At 70.8% G+C, this 14,798-nt stretch carries 13 protein-coding genes and 1 pseudogene; 9 read left to right on the forward strand and 5 right to left on the reverse strand.

The window, feature by feature from the left end; genetic code table 11:
- Nucleotides 1-298: 298 nt before the first annotated feature.
- Nucleotides 299-697 carry a DUF5318 domain-containing protein gene (locus DI005_RS01860; protein ID WP_112265786.1) on the reverse strand — a complete coding sequence of 133 codons (399 nt, stop codon included), beginning with the start codon at nucleotides 695-697 and terminating at the stop codon, nucleotides 299-301.
- Between the two features lie 253 nt (nucleotides 698-950).
- Here DI005_RS01860 and DI005_RS01865 point away from each other — a divergent pair, with 253 nt between their 5' ends.
- Both DI005_RS01865 and DI005_RS01870 read left to right on the forward strand, forming a co-directional pair.
- On the forward strand, nucleotides 951-1,493 hold the full coding sequence (locus DI005_RS01865) for a PadR family transcriptional regulator (protein WP_112265785.1): 543 nt from the start codon (nucleotides 951-953) through the stop codon (nucleotides 1,491-1,493).
- Between the two features lie 53 nt (nucleotides 1,494-1,546).
- Nucleotides 1,547-2,635 carry an inositol-3-phosphate synthase gene (locus DI005_RS01870; protein WP_112265784.1) on the forward strand — a complete coding sequence of 363 codons (1,089 nt, stop codon included), beginning with the start codon at nucleotides 1,547-1,549 and terminating at the stop codon, nucleotides 2,633-2,635.
- A 61-nt stretch (nucleotides 2,636-2,696) separates the two neighbouring features.
- Here the strand turns inward: DI005_RS01870 and DI005_RS01875 are convergent, their stop codons facing one another.
- Complete coding sequence (locus DI005_RS01875) at nucleotides 2,697-3,344, reverse strand: HAD family phosphatase (RefSeq protein ID WP_112265782.1); 648 nt, start codon at nucleotides 3,342-3,344, stop codon at nucleotides 2,697-2,699.
- A gap of 97 nt (nucleotides 3,345-3,441) precedes the next feature.
- On the opposite strand from DI005_RS01875, the pseudogene DI005_RS39630 reads away from it, so the two are divergent.
- The 4 genes and pseudogenes from DI005_RS39630 to DI005_RS01895 all read left to right on the forward strand — a co-directional run.
- Nucleotides 3,442-3,546 (forward strand): annotated as a pseudogene (locus tag DI005_RS39630) (MarR family transcriptional regulator); the annotation flags it as partial.
- 190 nt (nucleotides 3,547-3,736) lie between these two features.
- On the forward strand, nucleotides 3,737-5,830 hold the full coding sequence (locus DI005_RS01885; protein ID WP_113641075.1) for a PhoX family phosphatase: 2,094 nt from the start codon (nucleotides 3,737-3,739) through the stop codon (nucleotides 5,828-5,830).
- Between the two features lie 38 nt (nucleotides 5,831-5,868).
- On the forward strand, nucleotides 5,869-6,552 hold the full coding sequence (locus DI005_RS01890) for an SDR family oxidoreductase (protein ID WP_113641076.1): 684 nt from the start codon (nucleotides 5,869-5,871) through the stop codon (nucleotides 6,550-6,552).
- 144 nt (nucleotides 6,553-6,696) lie between these two features.
- Complete coding sequence (locus tag DI005_RS01895) at nucleotides 6,697-7,431, forward strand: D-Ala-D-Ala carboxypeptidase family metallohydrolase (protein ID WP_113641077.1); 735 nt, start codon at nucleotides 6,697-6,699, stop codon at nucleotides 7,429-7,431.
- 74 nt (nucleotides 7,432-7,505) lie between these two features.
- On the opposite strand, the gene DI005_RS01900 is transcribed toward DI005_RS01895, so the two are convergent.
- Nucleotides 7,506-8,819, reverse strand: coding sequence for an amidohydrolase family protein (locus DI005_RS01900; RefSeq protein WP_113641078.1), 1,314 nt, complete (start codon nucleotides 8,817-8,819; stop codon nucleotides 7,506-7,508).
- 69 nt (nucleotides 8,820-8,888) lie between these two features.
- Here DI005_RS01900 and DI005_RS01905 point away from each other — a divergent pair, with 69 nt between their 5' ends.
- The gene (locus DI005_RS01905; RefSeq protein WP_112265770.1) at nucleotides 8,889-9,320 is read left to right on the forward strand and encodes an SRPBCC family protein; all 432 of its coding nucleotides are present in this window, start codon (nucleotides 8,889-8,891) and stop codon (nucleotides 9,318-9,320) included.
- Here the strand turns inward: DI005_RS01905 and DI005_RS01910 are convergent.
- Nucleotides 9,317-9,976, reverse strand: coding sequence for a response regulator transcription factor (locus tag DI005_RS01910; protein WP_112265768.1), 660 nt, complete (start codon nucleotides 9,974-9,976; stop codon nucleotides 9,317-9,319). The two genes, DI005_RS01905 and DI005_RS01910, sit on opposite strands and share 4 nt — an antisense overlap.
- Nucleotides 9,973-11,700, reverse strand: coding sequence for a sensor histidine kinase (locus DI005_RS01915; protein WP_228713557.1), 1,728 nt, complete (start codon nucleotides 11,698-11,700; stop codon nucleotides 9,973-9,975). The genes DI005_RS01910 and DI005_RS01915 overlap by 4 nt, the downstream gene beginning before the upstream one ends.
- Nucleotides 11,701-11,843: 143 nt before the next feature.
- On the opposite strand from DI005_RS01915, the gene DI005_RS01920 reads away from it, so the two are divergent.
- Together DI005_RS01920 and DI005_RS01925 are read left to right on the forward strand one after the other, a co-directional pair.
- Nucleotides 11,844-12,566: an ABC transporter ATP-binding protein gene (locus DI005_RS01920; protein ID WP_112265766.1), complete on the forward strand. Its 723-nt coding sequence runs from the start codon at nucleotides 11,844-11,846 to the stop codon at nucleotides 12,564-12,566.
- Nucleotides 12,563-14,797, forward strand: a complete 2,235-nt coding sequence (locus DI005_RS01925; protein ID WP_113641079.1) for an FtsX-like permease family protein — start codon at nucleotides 12,563-12,565, stop codon at nucleotides 14,795-14,797. The genes DI005_RS01920 and DI005_RS01925 overlap by 4 nt, the downstream gene beginning before the upstream one ends.
- Nucleotide 14,798: the final 1 nt, after the last annotated feature.

Genomic DNA, 14,798 nt, shown 5'->3' on the forward strand with positions numbered 1-14,798 from the left:
CCCTGCTCGTCCCCGGCCGGCCACTGCGGCTGCGGCCGCTGAGGCTGCTGCGGGGGGCGCTGCCTCGGTTGCCGAGGGGGCCTCGCCGGCTCGTCGCCGGTGGGCCACTGCGGGCCACCGTCGCCGCCGGACGAGTGCCTGCCGTGTCTACCGCGGCCGGGTTCCTCCCCCGGCCAGCGATGATTTCCCTGGTCGTTCACTCAAGACCCTCCCAGATCGGCGCGTCGGGGTACGCCGTTCTGCGGACCGACCCTCTGTGCGCGGCGGGATTCTGTTTCCATCGATCCCGTGTCTGCCGTCACTGACCTGCGGTCCTCCGTGAGCGTGGGTGCGTTGTTCCAGTACCGAGGACGTACGACTGCACCAGGTGGTTCCAGCCGCACGACCGGCAAACTTCCACAACATAGACGGTGAACTCGCCGAAAAGGTTGGCCATCCGCTCGAGTTCCTCAGGTGCGCGGGCAGAACCCGCGACGTGCTTGAGCTCGTCGCCGTACACCCACGAGACCAGCGTGAGCGCCTCCTTGCGGCACACCGGGCACGAGGACTTGCTGGGCTGACCATGGAACTTGGCAGCCCTGAGCAGGTAAGGAGTGGCGTCGCAGACGTCCATGGTGCTGACCCGGCCGGAGTAGACCTCGGCCAGCAGCGCACGGCGCTGTAGCGCGTAGTCGACGACCTGCCGCTGGTTTCGCACCTCAACAGAGTACGTGTTCCGCGCGGGTTGGCCATGAGCCGTTCTGCCCAGTGGTGATCACGGCTGGCACGACACGCCGGGGAAAAGATAACGCTCGGGTGAAGTTTGGGCAGGTTTCGGGTGATCCGGCGGTTAGCTGCGCCACTCAGATGTATCGGCTCGATATAATGGGCCGGTAGGTTGACCAAGGTCATCCGGGGTACCCCAGCGGCAACGCCGGATGGCGTCGTTTCGTTCCCGGAGGGGGTGCGCCGTGCTTGAGTTCGCGATTCTCGGGCTGTTGCACGAGGCACCCATGCACGGCTACGTGCTGCGCAAACGGTTGCACGAGACCCTCGGCATGTTCAGGGCGTTCTCGTACGGCTCGCTCTACCCGACGCTGCGTCGGCTGCTGCGGGCCGGATGGATCGTCGAGGAGGCCGTCGACCCGGGCACCGGGTGGAACCGACGGGCGAAACGTGTGTACAAGCTCACCGCGGAGGGCAAGGAGCGGTTCGCCGAGCTGCTTGCCGACGCCGGACCGCAGACGTGGGACGACGAGGGCTTCGGTGTCCACCTGACGTTCTTCTCGAGGACACCCGCCGACGTCAGGATGCGGATTCTGGAGGGTCGTCGTCGCCGCGTGGAGGAGCGCCGCGAAGGTCTTCGGGCAGCGTTGGCCAGGGCCGAGGAGAAGATCGATCGCTACACCCGAGAGCTCCACCAGCTGGGGCTGGAGGCGAGCGAACGGGAAGTGCGCTGGCTCAACGAGCTGATCGCGCACGAACAAGCCGAGCAGAACAAGACGGAGAACTAGGCCGCGGCTCGGCGAGACCTACACACGGAACACGAGTTAAGGGAGATACCGGCATGGGCGAGAACCGCCGCGTGAAGGTGGCCATCGTTGGCGTCGGCAACTGTGCGGCATCGCTGGTCCAGGGTGTTCACTACTACCGCGACGCCGACCCGGGCTCGCGCGTGCCTGGCCTGATGCACGTGCAGTTCGGCGACTATCACGTCCGGGATGTCGAGTTCGTCGCCGCGTTCGACGTCGACGCCAAGAAGGTCGGGCAGGACCTGTCCGAGGCGATCCTGGCGAGCGAGAACAACACGATCAAGATCTGCGACGTCCCGCCGCTCAACGTCCCGGTGCTGCGTGGGCAAACCCTGGACGGACTCGGCCGCTTCTACCAGGAGACCATCAAGGAGTCCGACGACGCGCCGGTCGACGTGGTCGCCGCGCTGCGCGAGTCGCAGGCCGACGTGCTGGTCGCTTACCTGCCGGTGGGCTCAACCGAGGCCGCCCGGTTCTACGCGACCGCCGCGCTCGAGGCCGGTGTCGCGTTCGTCAACGCCATCCCGGTGTTCATCGCCTCCGACCCCGAGTGGGCCGCCAAGTTCGAGCAGGCCGGTGTGCCGATCGTCGGTGACGACATCAAGTCGCAGGTCGGCGCCACCATCACACACCGCGTGCTGGCGAAGCTGTTCGAGGACCGCGGCGTCCAGCTCGACCGCACCATGCAGCTCAACGTGGGCGGCAACATGGACTTCAAGAACATGAAGGAGCTGGAGCGGCTCGAGTCCAAGAAGATCTCGAAGACGCAGGCCGTCACCTCGCAGATCGACCGCGACCTCGGCAAGGCCAACGTCCACGTGGGCCCCTCGGACTACGTGCAGTGGCTGGACGACCGCAAGTGGGCCTACGTCAGGCTCGAGGGGCGCGCGTTCGGCGACGTGCCGCTGAACATGGAGTACAAGCTCGAGGTGTGGGACTCCCCGAACTCGGCGGGCATCATCATCGACGCGGTGCGCGCGGCGAAGATCGCCAAGGACCGCGGCATCGGCGGCCCGCTGCTCTCGGCGTCGTCCTACTTCATGAAGTCGCCGCCGGTGCAGTACGACGACTCCACCGCCCGCGACTCGGTGGAGAAGTTCATCGCAGGCGAAGTGGAGCGCTGACCCGTCCCCCTCGATGCAGTGAAGGCCACCATGCCTGCGTTCAACGCAGTGAAGGTGGCCTTCACTGCAGTCGGCGGAGCGCTTCCGGGAGCTCGGTCACGTCGGTGAGCACCGCGGCGGCCTTCGCCAGGACCTCCGGGTCCGGAGGGAAGTGCGGGTTCGGCACCCCGATCACGGTCATCTCGGCGGCCAGCGCGGCACGCAGGCCGTTGGTCGAGTCCTCCACCGCCGCGCACGCCGCCGGCTTGACCCCGAGCCGTGACGCGGCCTCAAGGTAGACGTCCGGCTCCGGTTTGCCCTTCGCCACCTGCTCGCTCGACACCGCCACGCGCACCACCTCGGCGAGGTCGGCCGCGGTGAGGAACGCCTCGATCAGCGACGGCGGCGAGGAGCTGGCGATCGCCACCGGGTACCGGTCGGCAACGGCACGCACCGTGTCCTCGGCGCCCGGCAGCACGGGCGGTCCGCCCTCGTAGCGTTTGGCCATCTCACCGATCACGGTCTCCGCGGCCTGCTCCGCCGACAGCCGGATGCCCAGCTCGTCCACCAGGTACCGCGCCCATTCCGGCGTGCTCATCCCCTGCAGCGCCCTGGTCGCCTCTTCCTTCCAGGTGCCGCCGTGCTCGGCGACCACCGAGCGGCGTACCTCATCCCACAGCTGCTCGGAGTCCACCAGAACTCCGTCGAGATCGAAAACCACGGCGTCCATGTCCCGCAGCCTACGTGTGTGCCAAATTGCTTCGCGTAGCTAAGTAATTTTGTCAGCCTGCCCAAGTGCAGGCATCGGTGCTCGCCGAGCCCATCAGGGCGGGCCGTGCCGCATGAGCGCGCTCGCGGAGCTGGCAGGCGTCCGCCTGCCGTCCGTGACCGACGTCGTCGCCCGCCTCGAACGCGACGGACTGGTCACCCGCAGTCTCCGTTCCTCGTCGCGGCTGTGCTGTTACGCTCGCGGGTGGCCTGCTGTCGATCGAGGCGGCGCCGGTGGATGAAGAGTCGTAACGATCAAGCCGTTCGCCCGGCGTTCACCTCCACGACCGTCTCGGCTTGCTTTCGGCACTTAACGTCACACGCGTTCCCCTGACTGAGTGAACTGGAGGCCGTGTGTCCGTCGAGCCCGGGCGTCTTCTTCCCCTGCTGACCTCTCACCGTTCCGGCCGGTCGCCGGTGACCTGTGAGTACCGATGCGGCAACGCGTGCGCGCACCCGGCGCCCAATGAATCCGACAACGAGTACTTCGGCGACGTGGTGAGAAACGTCTTGTCGCGCCGTGGCGCGCTGCGCGCGGGCGCCGTGATGACCGCCGCCGCAGCGGGCTTCGCCGCGCTGTCCGGCACCGCCGCCGCCACACCCGCAGTGCCGCCCGCGCTCGCGGGCCGCGGCCAGCCCGGCAAGCCGGGCCGCCCTGTGCCGGGCACCGACTTCGACCCGGTGGCGCCCAACAGCGCCGACGCCGTCATCATTCCGGACGGCTACGAGCAGGAGGTCGTCATCCGCTGGGGCGACCCGGTGCTGCCCGGGGCTCCCCGCTTCGACTTCAACAAGCAGACCGCCGCGGGCCAGGCCAAGCAGTTCGGCTACAACTGCGACTTCGTCGGCCTCATCCCGCAGGACGCCAGTGGCTGGCGCAACCTGCTCGTGGTCAACCACGAGTACACCACCGAGACCGACATGTTCCCGGCCGGGACGTACGACCCGAACAACCCCACCGAGGAGCAGGTGAAGATCGCCTGGGCCGCGCACGGGCTCTCGGTCGTGCAGGCCGTGCGTGACCCGCGCGGTGGCCTCAAGGTCGTGCCCAGCAGGTACAGCCGCCGCATCACGATGGACACCGAGTTCGAGGTCCGTGGTCCCGCCGCCGGTTCGGATTACCTCAAGACCTCGGCCGACCCGACAGGCCGGAAGGTCTTCGGCACGCAGAACAACTGCGCGGGCGGCGTAACGCCGTGGGGCACCGTGCTCTCCGGCGAGGAGAACTTCAACCAGTACTTCGCCAACGCGGGCACGGTCACCGACCCGGTCGCGGCCGCGCGGCTCAGGCGCTACGGCCTCAGCGGCGCCGCGAGCACGCGCAAGTGGGAGCGCTTCGACAAGCGGTGGGACGTCGCGCAGGAGCCCAACGAGGTGCACCGCTTCGGCTGGGTCGTCGAGATCGACCCGCACGACCCGAACAGCAAGCCGATCAAGCACACCGCGCTCGGCCGGTTCAAGCACGAGGCCGCGAACATAAAGATCACGAAGGACAACCGCGTCGCCGTGTACTCCGGTGACGACGAGCGCTTCGACTACATCTACAAGTTCGTGTCCAAGGGCAAGTACAAGAAGGGCACCAGCGCCCACGCTCGCAGGCACAACTCGGCCCTGCTCGACGACGGCACGCTCTACGTCGCCAAGTTCACCGGCAACAGCCCGGCGAGCGAGATCGACGGCACCGGCAAGCTGCCCTCCGACGGCGAGTTCGACGGCTACGGCGAGTGGATTCCGCTGGCCAGCGGCGACAAGTCCTTTGTGGATGGCTTCACCGCCGAGGAGGTCTACATCTTCACGCGCCTCGCCGCCGACAAGGTGGGGGCCACGAAGATGGACCGGCCGGAGGACATCGAGGCCAACCCCGTCAACGGCCGCGTGTACGCCGCGCTGACCAACAACAGCGACCGTGGCGCCGCGGGCAAGGCCGCGGCCGACGAGGCCAACCCGCGCAACGGCAACCGCAACGGGCACGTGCTGGAGTGGGAGGAGGACCGCGGCGACGCGGCGTCGACGAAGTTCTCGTGGCGGCTGCTGCTGGTCTGCGGTGACCCCGCCACGGCGGACACCTACTTCGGTGGCTTCCCGAAGGACCAGGTCAGCCCGATCTCCTGCCCGGACAATGTGGCGTTCGACCCGTACGGCAACCTGTGGGTCTCCACCGACGGCAACGCGCTCGGTTCCAACGACGGCCTGTTCTCCGTGCCCGTCGACGGCCCGAACCGGGGCCAGGTCAAGCAGTTCCTCACGGTGCCGATCGGTGCGGAGACCTGCGGTCCCGTGGTGACCGAGGACCTCGTGCTGGTCGCCGTGCAGCACCCCGGTGAGGGCGCCGGAGCGGCCAACCCCGAGTCGCACTGGCCCGACGGCGGCTCGGCCAACCCGCGTCCCTCGGTCGTCGCGGTGTGGAAGAAGGGCCGCCGGGGCGCGGGCAAGATCGGCGTCCGGTAGGCGGCAGCGGTTCGGCCGTGCCCTTTACGGTGTAGGGCATGGCTGACCGACCGCTCGCACTCGTCACCGGCGCGTCAAGGGGAATCGGTGCCGCCGTGGCACGGGCACTCGCCCCGACCCACCGGCTCCTGCTCGGCGGGCGCGACGAGCTCGCGCTCGCCGAGCTTGCCGGTGAGCTGCCGGAGACGAGCCCGTGGCCCGTGGACCTCACCGACGCGTCCGCCGTGGCGACGGCAGCGGCAGAGATCTCCTCGCTCGACGTGCTCGTGCACTCGGCCGGGGTCGCGGAGCTCGGCACGGTCGAGCAGTCGCCGGCGCAGGTGTGGCGGCACAACTTCGAGGTCAACGTGGTGGCCGTGGCCGAGCTGACCAGGCTCCTGCTGCCCGTGCTGCGCGCGGCCCACGGCCACGTCGTGCTGATCAACTCCGGTCAGGGCCTCGCCGTGCGCGAGGGCTGGGGCGCCTACGCGGCGAGCAAGTTCGGCCTGCGCGCCTTCGCGGACGTGCTGCGTGCCGAGGAGACCGCGCTGCGCGTGACGTCGGTCTTCCCCGGCCGTACCGACACCGAGATGCAGCAGGCCGTGGTCGCGGGCGAGGGCGGCGACTACCTGCCGGAGAAGTACCTGCGTCCGGAGTCCGTCGCCGCCGCGGTGCGCTCGGCGGTGCTGGCGAGCCCCGACGCGCACCTCACCGAGATCACGGTCCGCCCGCGTCCCCGGTGAGGCGTCAAGGTTCGTTTGGTGTAGTCCGTCCGGCCGGTTGGTCTCCACCAAACCATGCCTTTATCCGGTGATCCATTGACAGTCCGAAAGCGACATTGCCACGCTTTCGGGCGCCCGGTGTGATCCCCGGAGGAGGCCCCCACCATGAAAACCCGTTTCGTCGCGGTGTTGCTGGCCCTGCTGGCCGGCGCCGCGCTGTCGTTCACGACACCGGCCTCAGCGGACGTCGCCGCCGCTGACGGCTGCTACACCTGGAACCGCACGCTCAGCGAGGGAGCGTCCGGTGAGGACGTCCGCCAGCTGCAGATCCGTGTGGCCGGCTACCCCGGCGAGGGAGGGGTGCTCGCCATCGACGGTCAGTTCGGTCCCGGCACGAAGGCCGCCGTGACCCGGTTCCAGCAGGCGTACGGGCTCGGCGCGGACGGAATCGCGGGAGCGCAGACCTACGCCAAGCTCTACGAGCTGCAGGACGACGACTGCACGCCCGTCAACTTCTCCTACGGCGAGCTGAACAACTGCAACTCCGACTGGTCGGGTGGCAACGTCTCCGCCTCGCAGGCCAAGGCCAACGCGCTGGTGTCGATGTGGAAGCTGCAGGCCATGCGGCACGCGATGGGCGACCGGCCGATCGTCGTGAACGGCGGGTTCCGCAGCGTCGCCTGCAACAACGCGGTCGGCGGCGCTCCGGCGAGCCGTCACCTCTACGGCGATGCCGTGGACCTCGGCGCCGGATCGCAGGGCTTCTGCGCGCTGGCGCGGCAGGCCCGGCACCACGGGTTCGCCGAGATCCTCGGACCGGGCTACGAGGGCCACGACGACCACGTCCACGTCGCCCACCGCTCCGGTCAGTTCTGGTCAGCCCCCAGCTGCGGCATCTGACCCGTACTTTCGTAGCGCCCCCCAAGGCCACCTTTGTTGCGTTGAGCGCAACAAAGGTGGCCTTGCGGGAACGTTCAGCCTCGGAGGTGGGCGGCGGCTTTGGCCACGTTCGCCTGCGCCTCGGCGCGGTCGGCGCGCAGCGCCTCGCCCTCGGCGACCACCTGCTCGCCCGCCACCCACACATCGCGCACGCGCCGAGATCCCGCGGCCCACACGAGGTTCGCCAGCAGCTGGTCGTCGGGCACGTCGAGACCGGCCGCGAACGCGGGGTCGTCGAGGTCGACGTGCACGACGTCGGCCCACCGCCCCGGCTCCAGGGCGCCGATGTCGTCACGGCCGAGCGCGTCCGCCCCGCCGCGCGTGGCCAGCAGCAGGGCGTCCGCCGCGGTCACCACGGTCGAGTCCCGAGTGGACAGCCGCGCGAGCATCGCCGAGAGCTGGACCTCCTCCCAGAGGTCGAGGTCGTCGTTGCTGGCGGGGCCGTCGGTGCCGAGCCCGACCGGCACCGAGGCCGCCCGCAGGTCGGCCAGTCGCGCGATGCCCGACGCGAGCTTGGCGTTGGACCCGGGACAGTGCGCGACCCCCGCCCCACGCGCGGCGAGCAACGCGATGTCCTCATCGGACAGATGCACCGCGTGCGCGGCGATGAGCCTGCCGTCGAGCAGGCCAACCTGGTCGAGCAGGCGTGGCACCGAGCCGAACTCGGCGCGCTGCCGCTCGTCCTCGTCCGCGGCCTCGGCCACGTGGATCTGCACGAGCGCGCCGCGCGCCGCCGCCGACTTGGCGACCTCCCGCAGCGCCTCGGGCGGCAGCATGTACGCCGAGTGCGCCGCGTAGGACAGCTCGACCCGCTCGCCGCGGCCGAACCGCAGCCCGTCGGCGTCGATCCAGCGTTCCGTCGCCGTGATCATGGTCCGCCAGTCGAGGCCGGGCAGGTCGATGATGGGGCCGCCGAGCACCACGCGCGCGCCCGTGGTGAGCACCGCGTCGGCGAGCTGCTCGGCGTGGAAGTACATCTCGGCGCTGGTGGTGACGCCCCTGCGCAGCATCTCCACCGAGCCGAGCAGCATCCCGGCGTGGACGTCGGAGGGACGCAGCCTCGCCTCGGCGGGCCAGATCACCTCGCGCAGCCAGCGCAGCAGCGGCAGGTCACCGCCCATGCCGCGAAGGAGCACCATGGGGCTGTGCGCGTGGGTGTTCACCAGCCCGGGCAGCAGGATGCCCGGCAGGTCGGTCACCTCGGCCGCATCGGCCCGGCCCGGCGCCGAGACCGCAGGTCCGCAGTAGGCGACCCGGCCCGCGTCGTCGATTTCCACCACGCCGTCGCGGATGACGGAACAGGTCGGATCGGCAGGCAGGACCACGGGCGCACGCAGACGGCGGGACATGGGCGCGATTCTAGTGTCGCGCCGGGGCCCGCCTCCGCGACTTCACCGGCGAGGGCAGAGGAGGCACACATGGACGTGAAGGCCGACAGGGTGATCGAACTGCCCCGCGAGCGTGTGGCCGCGTACGCGATGGACTGGCGCAACGACGCGCAGTGGACACAGGGCATCACCAGAGCGGAGCTGACCGACGAGGCGCCCGGCGGCGGGTTCGGCGTCGGCGCGGAGGTCCGCCGCACCGCGCACTTCCTCGGCAGGCGCATCGACTACGTGCTCAGGGTGCTCACGCATGCGCCGCCGGAGCTGCTCGACATGTCGTCGGTCGCCGGGCCGTTCCCCATGCGCGTGACCTACCGCTTCGAGGAGCATCCGAGCGGCACACTCGCCAGCATCAGGGTGCGTGGGGACGCGAGCGGGTTCTACGGCCTCGCCGGGTGGCTGATGGCTCCGCTCGTGCGCCGCAACCTTCGCAAGGATCTGCGCGACCTCGCGAACAAGGCCTAAGCGTCGTCCACGACGCCGTTGCGCCACGCCCATGCCGCGATCTCCACGCGGTTGCGGGCGCCGATCTTGCTCTGCACCGAAGCCAGATGGGTCTTCACGGTCGAGAGCGACAGGTACAGCTCGGTGCCGATCTCGGTGTTGGTGAGCCCACGGGCCGTTGCCTTGACGACGTCCAGCTCGCGCGCTGTCAACGGCTCCGACGGCTGCTCGACCGGACGCCTGGCCTGCTGCTGGTCGCCGAAGTGCTTGAGCAGGCGCACCGTGATCTGCGGTGACACCAGCGCGTCGCCCCTGGCCGCCGCGCGGATGGCCTCGATCAGCAGCGCGGGCCCCGCGTCCTTGAGCAGGAAGCCGGATGCCCCGCCCTGCAGCGCCGTGTGCACGTACTCGTCCAGGTCGAACGTCGTCACCACCACGACCTTGAGCGGGTCGGCGACGTCCGGGCCAGCGAGCTGCTTGGTCACCTGCAGGCCGTCCATGCCGGGCATGCGGATGTCCAGCAGGCACACGTCGGGCCGGAGCTCCCGTGCCTTGCGCACGGCCTCGATGCCGTCGGCGACATCGGCCACCACCTCGATGTCGTCCTGCGCGTCGAGGATCATGCGGAAGCCGATCCGCACCATGTCCTGGTCGTCGGCGATCAGAACCCGGATCACTGCGTCTCGTCTCCGTCCAGTGGCAACCACACCTCGACCAGCCAGCCGCCATCGGGGCCGGGACCCGCCGCGAGCCGCCCGTGCAACAGGTCGACCCGCTCGCGCATGCCGATCAAACCGTAGCCCCCACCCGGCAGCACCGCCGCCCCCTTCGTCCCGTTGTCGCTCACCCGCACGTGCAGCTCCTCCCCGGACGCCCGGACGGCCACGGTCGCGAGCGTGGCGTCGGAGGCATGCTTGCCGACGTTGGTCAGCGACTCCTGCACGATGCGCAGCGCCGAGCGGGCCACCTCCTGCGGCAGGTCGGCAGGCAGGTCCAGCTCGATCTCCGTCGGCACGCCGTGGTTGCCCGCCTCGACGAGCTTCCGCAGGTCGGCGCCCAGGTCTGTGGTGGCCTGCTCGCTGAACTCGCTGCTGCCGGAGGGCGCGTCACCGCGCATGCTGCGCACGAGCCTGCGCATCGCCACCAGCGCCTCGGTGCCCGCGTGCTCGATCTGCCCGAGCGCGTCCACCACCACGCGCGGGTCCTTCTCGCCGAGCATCTTCGCCGCCTGCGCCTGCACGACGATGCCAGTGACGTGGTGGGCGACCACGTCGTGCAGCTCGCGCGCCAGCGCCATCCGCTCGGCGGTCTGCGCCTCGTTGACCGCGGTCTCCACCGCCTGCGTGCGCTCGGAGTCGCGAGCGCGGAAGTAGAGGCCGGTCGCCACGGAGATGCCGAGCAGCAGCAGCGCGGAGACGAAGAGGGCGCGCAGGGAGTCCTGGTCGCGGTCGATGGTGTTGGCGACGGCGCCACAGGCCACCACGAGCGAGAGCAGGCCGATCGACCACGTGGCCTGGCGCGGCACGGCGGTGCGCACCAGGAAGACCACCACGATCATCCCGGCGAGCACCTGCGTGAGCGGGAACCCGCCGAAGCTGACGTAGGCGATGCGCTCGCCCATCGACGCCAGCCCCAGCGCGCACACGAACATCACGCCCGCCAGCCACAGCGCCGACCGCACCGGCTGCTTGATGGCCTGCACGGTCGCCACCACGGCGCCCGCGTTCGTCGCCAGCACCACCAGCGCGAACACGCCGGTCGACGCCGAGATGAAGATGTCCATGAACACCGCTGCGGCCAGCACCCCGACCAGCGGCCACTGCCTGCGCAGCAGGGTCATCAGCTCGCTGCGGACCCGCTGCGCGGCCGGCTTGCGCAGCTGGACGGCCACCACGACGGTGGCCGTGAGCAGCACGAAACCGCTCACGAGCGCCTGCACGAGCTCGGAGCGCGAGCTGATCGAGTCACGGCCGGCCGTCGCCAGCAGGCAGGCCACCACCATCGCCGACGTCGTGGCGAACGCGATGCCCGCCTTCGCCGCGCGGACGCAGAAGAACACCAGCTCGAGCCCGGCGACGGTCTCGGCGAAGGAGATGTTGGGCAGCAGCGCGGTGTAGGGCAGGGTGCCGGTGAGCCGGATGAGGACCGTGCTCCCGACGAGCGCGGCCGCGCCGACCCATGCCGCCACCACCGGCTGGCTGCGGCCCCACAACGCGCATGCCGACAGGCTCAGGATGCCGGGCAGGAGCAGCAGGTCGACGCCGCGGGGACCGAAGCCGTCGAGGCTCGCGTCCGCGACGATCACCAGATCGCAGAGGAGCGCGGCGAAGAGCACCACCCCCGGCAGGCCCAGCCACTGCAGCAGATCGGCGACCTTACGCCGGAAAGGTGGTACGGACACGATGCGAAGGTAATTGATCCGGCTGCGCTCGCACCTTGGCCGTCAGGCCGGTGTCCCCTCGGCCGATCGGCCGAGGCCGACTGGTCCGGTCCTGGCCGTCTGTCCGAAGTGGTGAGTGCGCGGTTCGCGCGACGCTGCTGTGCATGCCAACACAGACCACACAGTCGCCGGGTCCACTCGCGACCTCCACCCGTCCCGCGCTCTCCGGCCGCGGGCTCGTGAAGCGCTACGGCGCGCAGCACGCGCTGGCCGGGGTGGACATCGACATCCAACCGGGTGAGGCCGTCGCGATCGTGGGCCCCTCGGGTTCCGGCAAGACGTCGCTGCTGCACGTGCTCGCGGGCATCCTGCCGGCCGACTCCGGTGAGGTGCTGCTCGCCGGCACGCGCATCGACCACCTCGGCGAGGCCAAGCGCAGCGAGCTGCGGCGCACCGAGTTCGGCTTCGTCTTCCAGTCCGGCATGCTCGTCGCCGAGCTCTCCGCCGAGGAGAACGCCGCGCTGCCGCTGCTGCTCGGCGGCGTGAGCCGCGGCCAGGCCCTCGCGGACGCCCGGCAGTGGCTCGACCGGCTCGGCCTCGCCGGCAAGGGGGCGCGCAGGCCGGGTGAGCTGTCCGGTGGCGAGGCGCAGCGCGTGGCGATCGCGCGGGCGCTGGCACACCAGCCGAGCGTGATCTTCGCCGACGAGCCGACCGGCGCGCTCGACACGCGCACGGGCCGCGACACCATGAACGCCCTGCTCGGCGCGGCAGCCGAGAACGGAGCCGCCGTGGTGATCGTGACTCATGACCGCGACCTCGCCGAGTCGGTGCCCCGCATGGTGACCATCCGCGACGGCCGTATCGCCACCGGGGTGACGGGGTCGTGAACAGCTTCCGGCTCGCGCTGCGGGTCCTGCGCGGCGACCGGCGCACGCGGACGTCGGCGATCCTCACCGGCCTCGGTGTCGCGGTGGCGACCGGGCTGGTGCTCCTCCTCGTCAGTCTCCCGTTCGCCACCGAGGCACGCGGCGAGCGGTCCACGTGGCAGGAGCCGTCCTACGGTTCGGGGGAGGACGGCCCTGCCACGCTCTCGCTGGCGTCCAGCGAGGACTACGCAGGCGGCGACAAGATCACGCGGGTCGACGTCGCGCCGCTGACCGACCCGGGTTCCATCGCCCTGCCGCCGGGCGTCGGGAAGCTGCCCGCGCCGGGAGAGGTGCTGCTCTCGCCCGAACTGGCGAGGCTCGCCGACGGCATGCCGGGCTCGCAGCTTGGGGAGCGCTTCGGCGGCGACGTCGTGGGCACGCTGGGCGAGGACGCGCTGAAGTTCCCCGGCCAGTTGGTCGCGCTCGTCGGGCACGACGCCGACGACATGCCCGTGACGGCGTTCCAGCAGAACGGGTTCGCGCTGGGCGGCGCGGAACAGGATCCGCTGCTGCAGCTGCTCGCCGGGGTCGGTGTGGTCGTGCTGATCGTGCCGAGCCTGGTGCTGGTGGCGTCGTCGGCGCGGCTCATCGCGGCCCGCAGGGAACGCAGGCTCGCCGCGCTGCGGCTGGCGGGCGCCACCCCGCGGCAGGTGATCTCGATGGTCTCCGCGGAGACGGCCATCGCGGCCGTCGGCGGCGCGCTCCTCGGCGCGGTGGCCAGCCCGCTGCTGCACAAGCTCGCGACGTTCGTGCCCTGGGACGGCGGAACCTGGCAGGCGTCGGACTTCCAGCTGCCGCTGGGCGTCGCCATCCCGGTCGTTCTGCTGATGCCTGCCCTGGTGCTGCTCGCCGCGGTGCTGGGCCTGCGCAGGGTGATGTGGACGCCGCTGGGCGCGACCGGCTCCCACGAGCGGAAGCCGCTGCACTGGTGGCGCCTGCTGTCGCTGCCGCTCGCGGGACTGTTCTTCGCCGTCGTCGTCTCGACCGCCGAGGACGAGATGGGCATGATGCTCGTCCTGCTCGGCCTTGCCCTCATCGTCGCCTCGGCCGCGCTCGTCGGCCCGTGGGTGACGTCGGCGATCGGCGGCATCTTCGGGCGGATCTGGCGCAGGCCCTCGGTGCTGCTGGCCGGGCGGCGCCTGCGGGACGATCCGAAGGGCGCCTACCGCGCGTCGGCCGGTGTCGTGCTCGCCGTGTTCACGGGTTCGATGGCGCTGACGCTCATGCCGTCGTTCGAGTCCATGGCCGGGTCGAGCTCCCCGTTCCGGGACTCCGTCCTGTACGTGCCGACCGACGCGGCGCGCGCCGAGGGGATCGTGGCGGAGACCAACGCGACGCTGGAGCGCTACGGCCAGCGGGAGCGGGCCATCGGCGTCGGCGAGGTGGCGCTGGCCAAGGGCGAGAACGCGGGACAGCAGGCGCTGGTGCTCGACTGTGAGCGCGCGGAGGGGCTGCTGCGGCTCGACATGGCGGGCGCGTGCGCGGGCACGCCGGGGGTCTACAGCGAGTACCCGATGGAACTGAACGGCGTCACGGTGAGCGCGGAGTGGGGCACGCAGGGGGTGCCCCTCCCGGCGGACACGCCGGTGCGGCCGTTCGAGGTGACCGGCGAGGACATGTACAGCACGGCGATCATCGACCCGGCCGTGCTGCCAGAGGGGGCGTCCCCGTCCGAGGTGACGGTGGCTGTGCCGACGACGCAGGCGAACCGCGAGGTCGTGCGCACGGCGCTGGCCGCGGCAGCCGGCGGAGCGCAGATCGAGAGCAGGGAGATGCGCATCTGGGACCAGCAGACGCAGCTGTCGGACCTGCGCAGGGTCACCGTGATCGGGCTGGTCGCCGCCGCGGTGCTGAGCGGCTGCAGCGCGGCGATCGCGACGGCGGGCTCGGTGATGGACCGGCGCCGCACGTTCGGGGCGCTCATCGCGGCCGGCACGCCGGTGCGGGTGCTGGCGAGGGCGTTGCGCACGGAGGCGGCGATGCCCGCGCTGGTCGCCACGATCGGAGCCGGCGTGGTCGGGGTGCTGGTGGCGATCGGGCTCTACAGCCTCGTCGAGGAGGAGTCCTCGGTGGTGCTGACCCCGTGGATCGCGGCGCCGGTGGTGCTGGGAGCCGGAGTGGCGGTGCTGGCCGCGTCGGTCTGCCGCCCGGCCCTCAACCGGGTCCGCGCGGAACCCCTCGCCGACGAGTGAG

Source organism: Prauserella sp. PE36, assembly GCF_003311655.1.
Taxonomy (GTDB): Bacteria; Actinomycetota; Actinomycetes; order Mycobacteriales; family Pseudonocardiaceae; genus Prauserella_A; species Prauserella_A endophytica.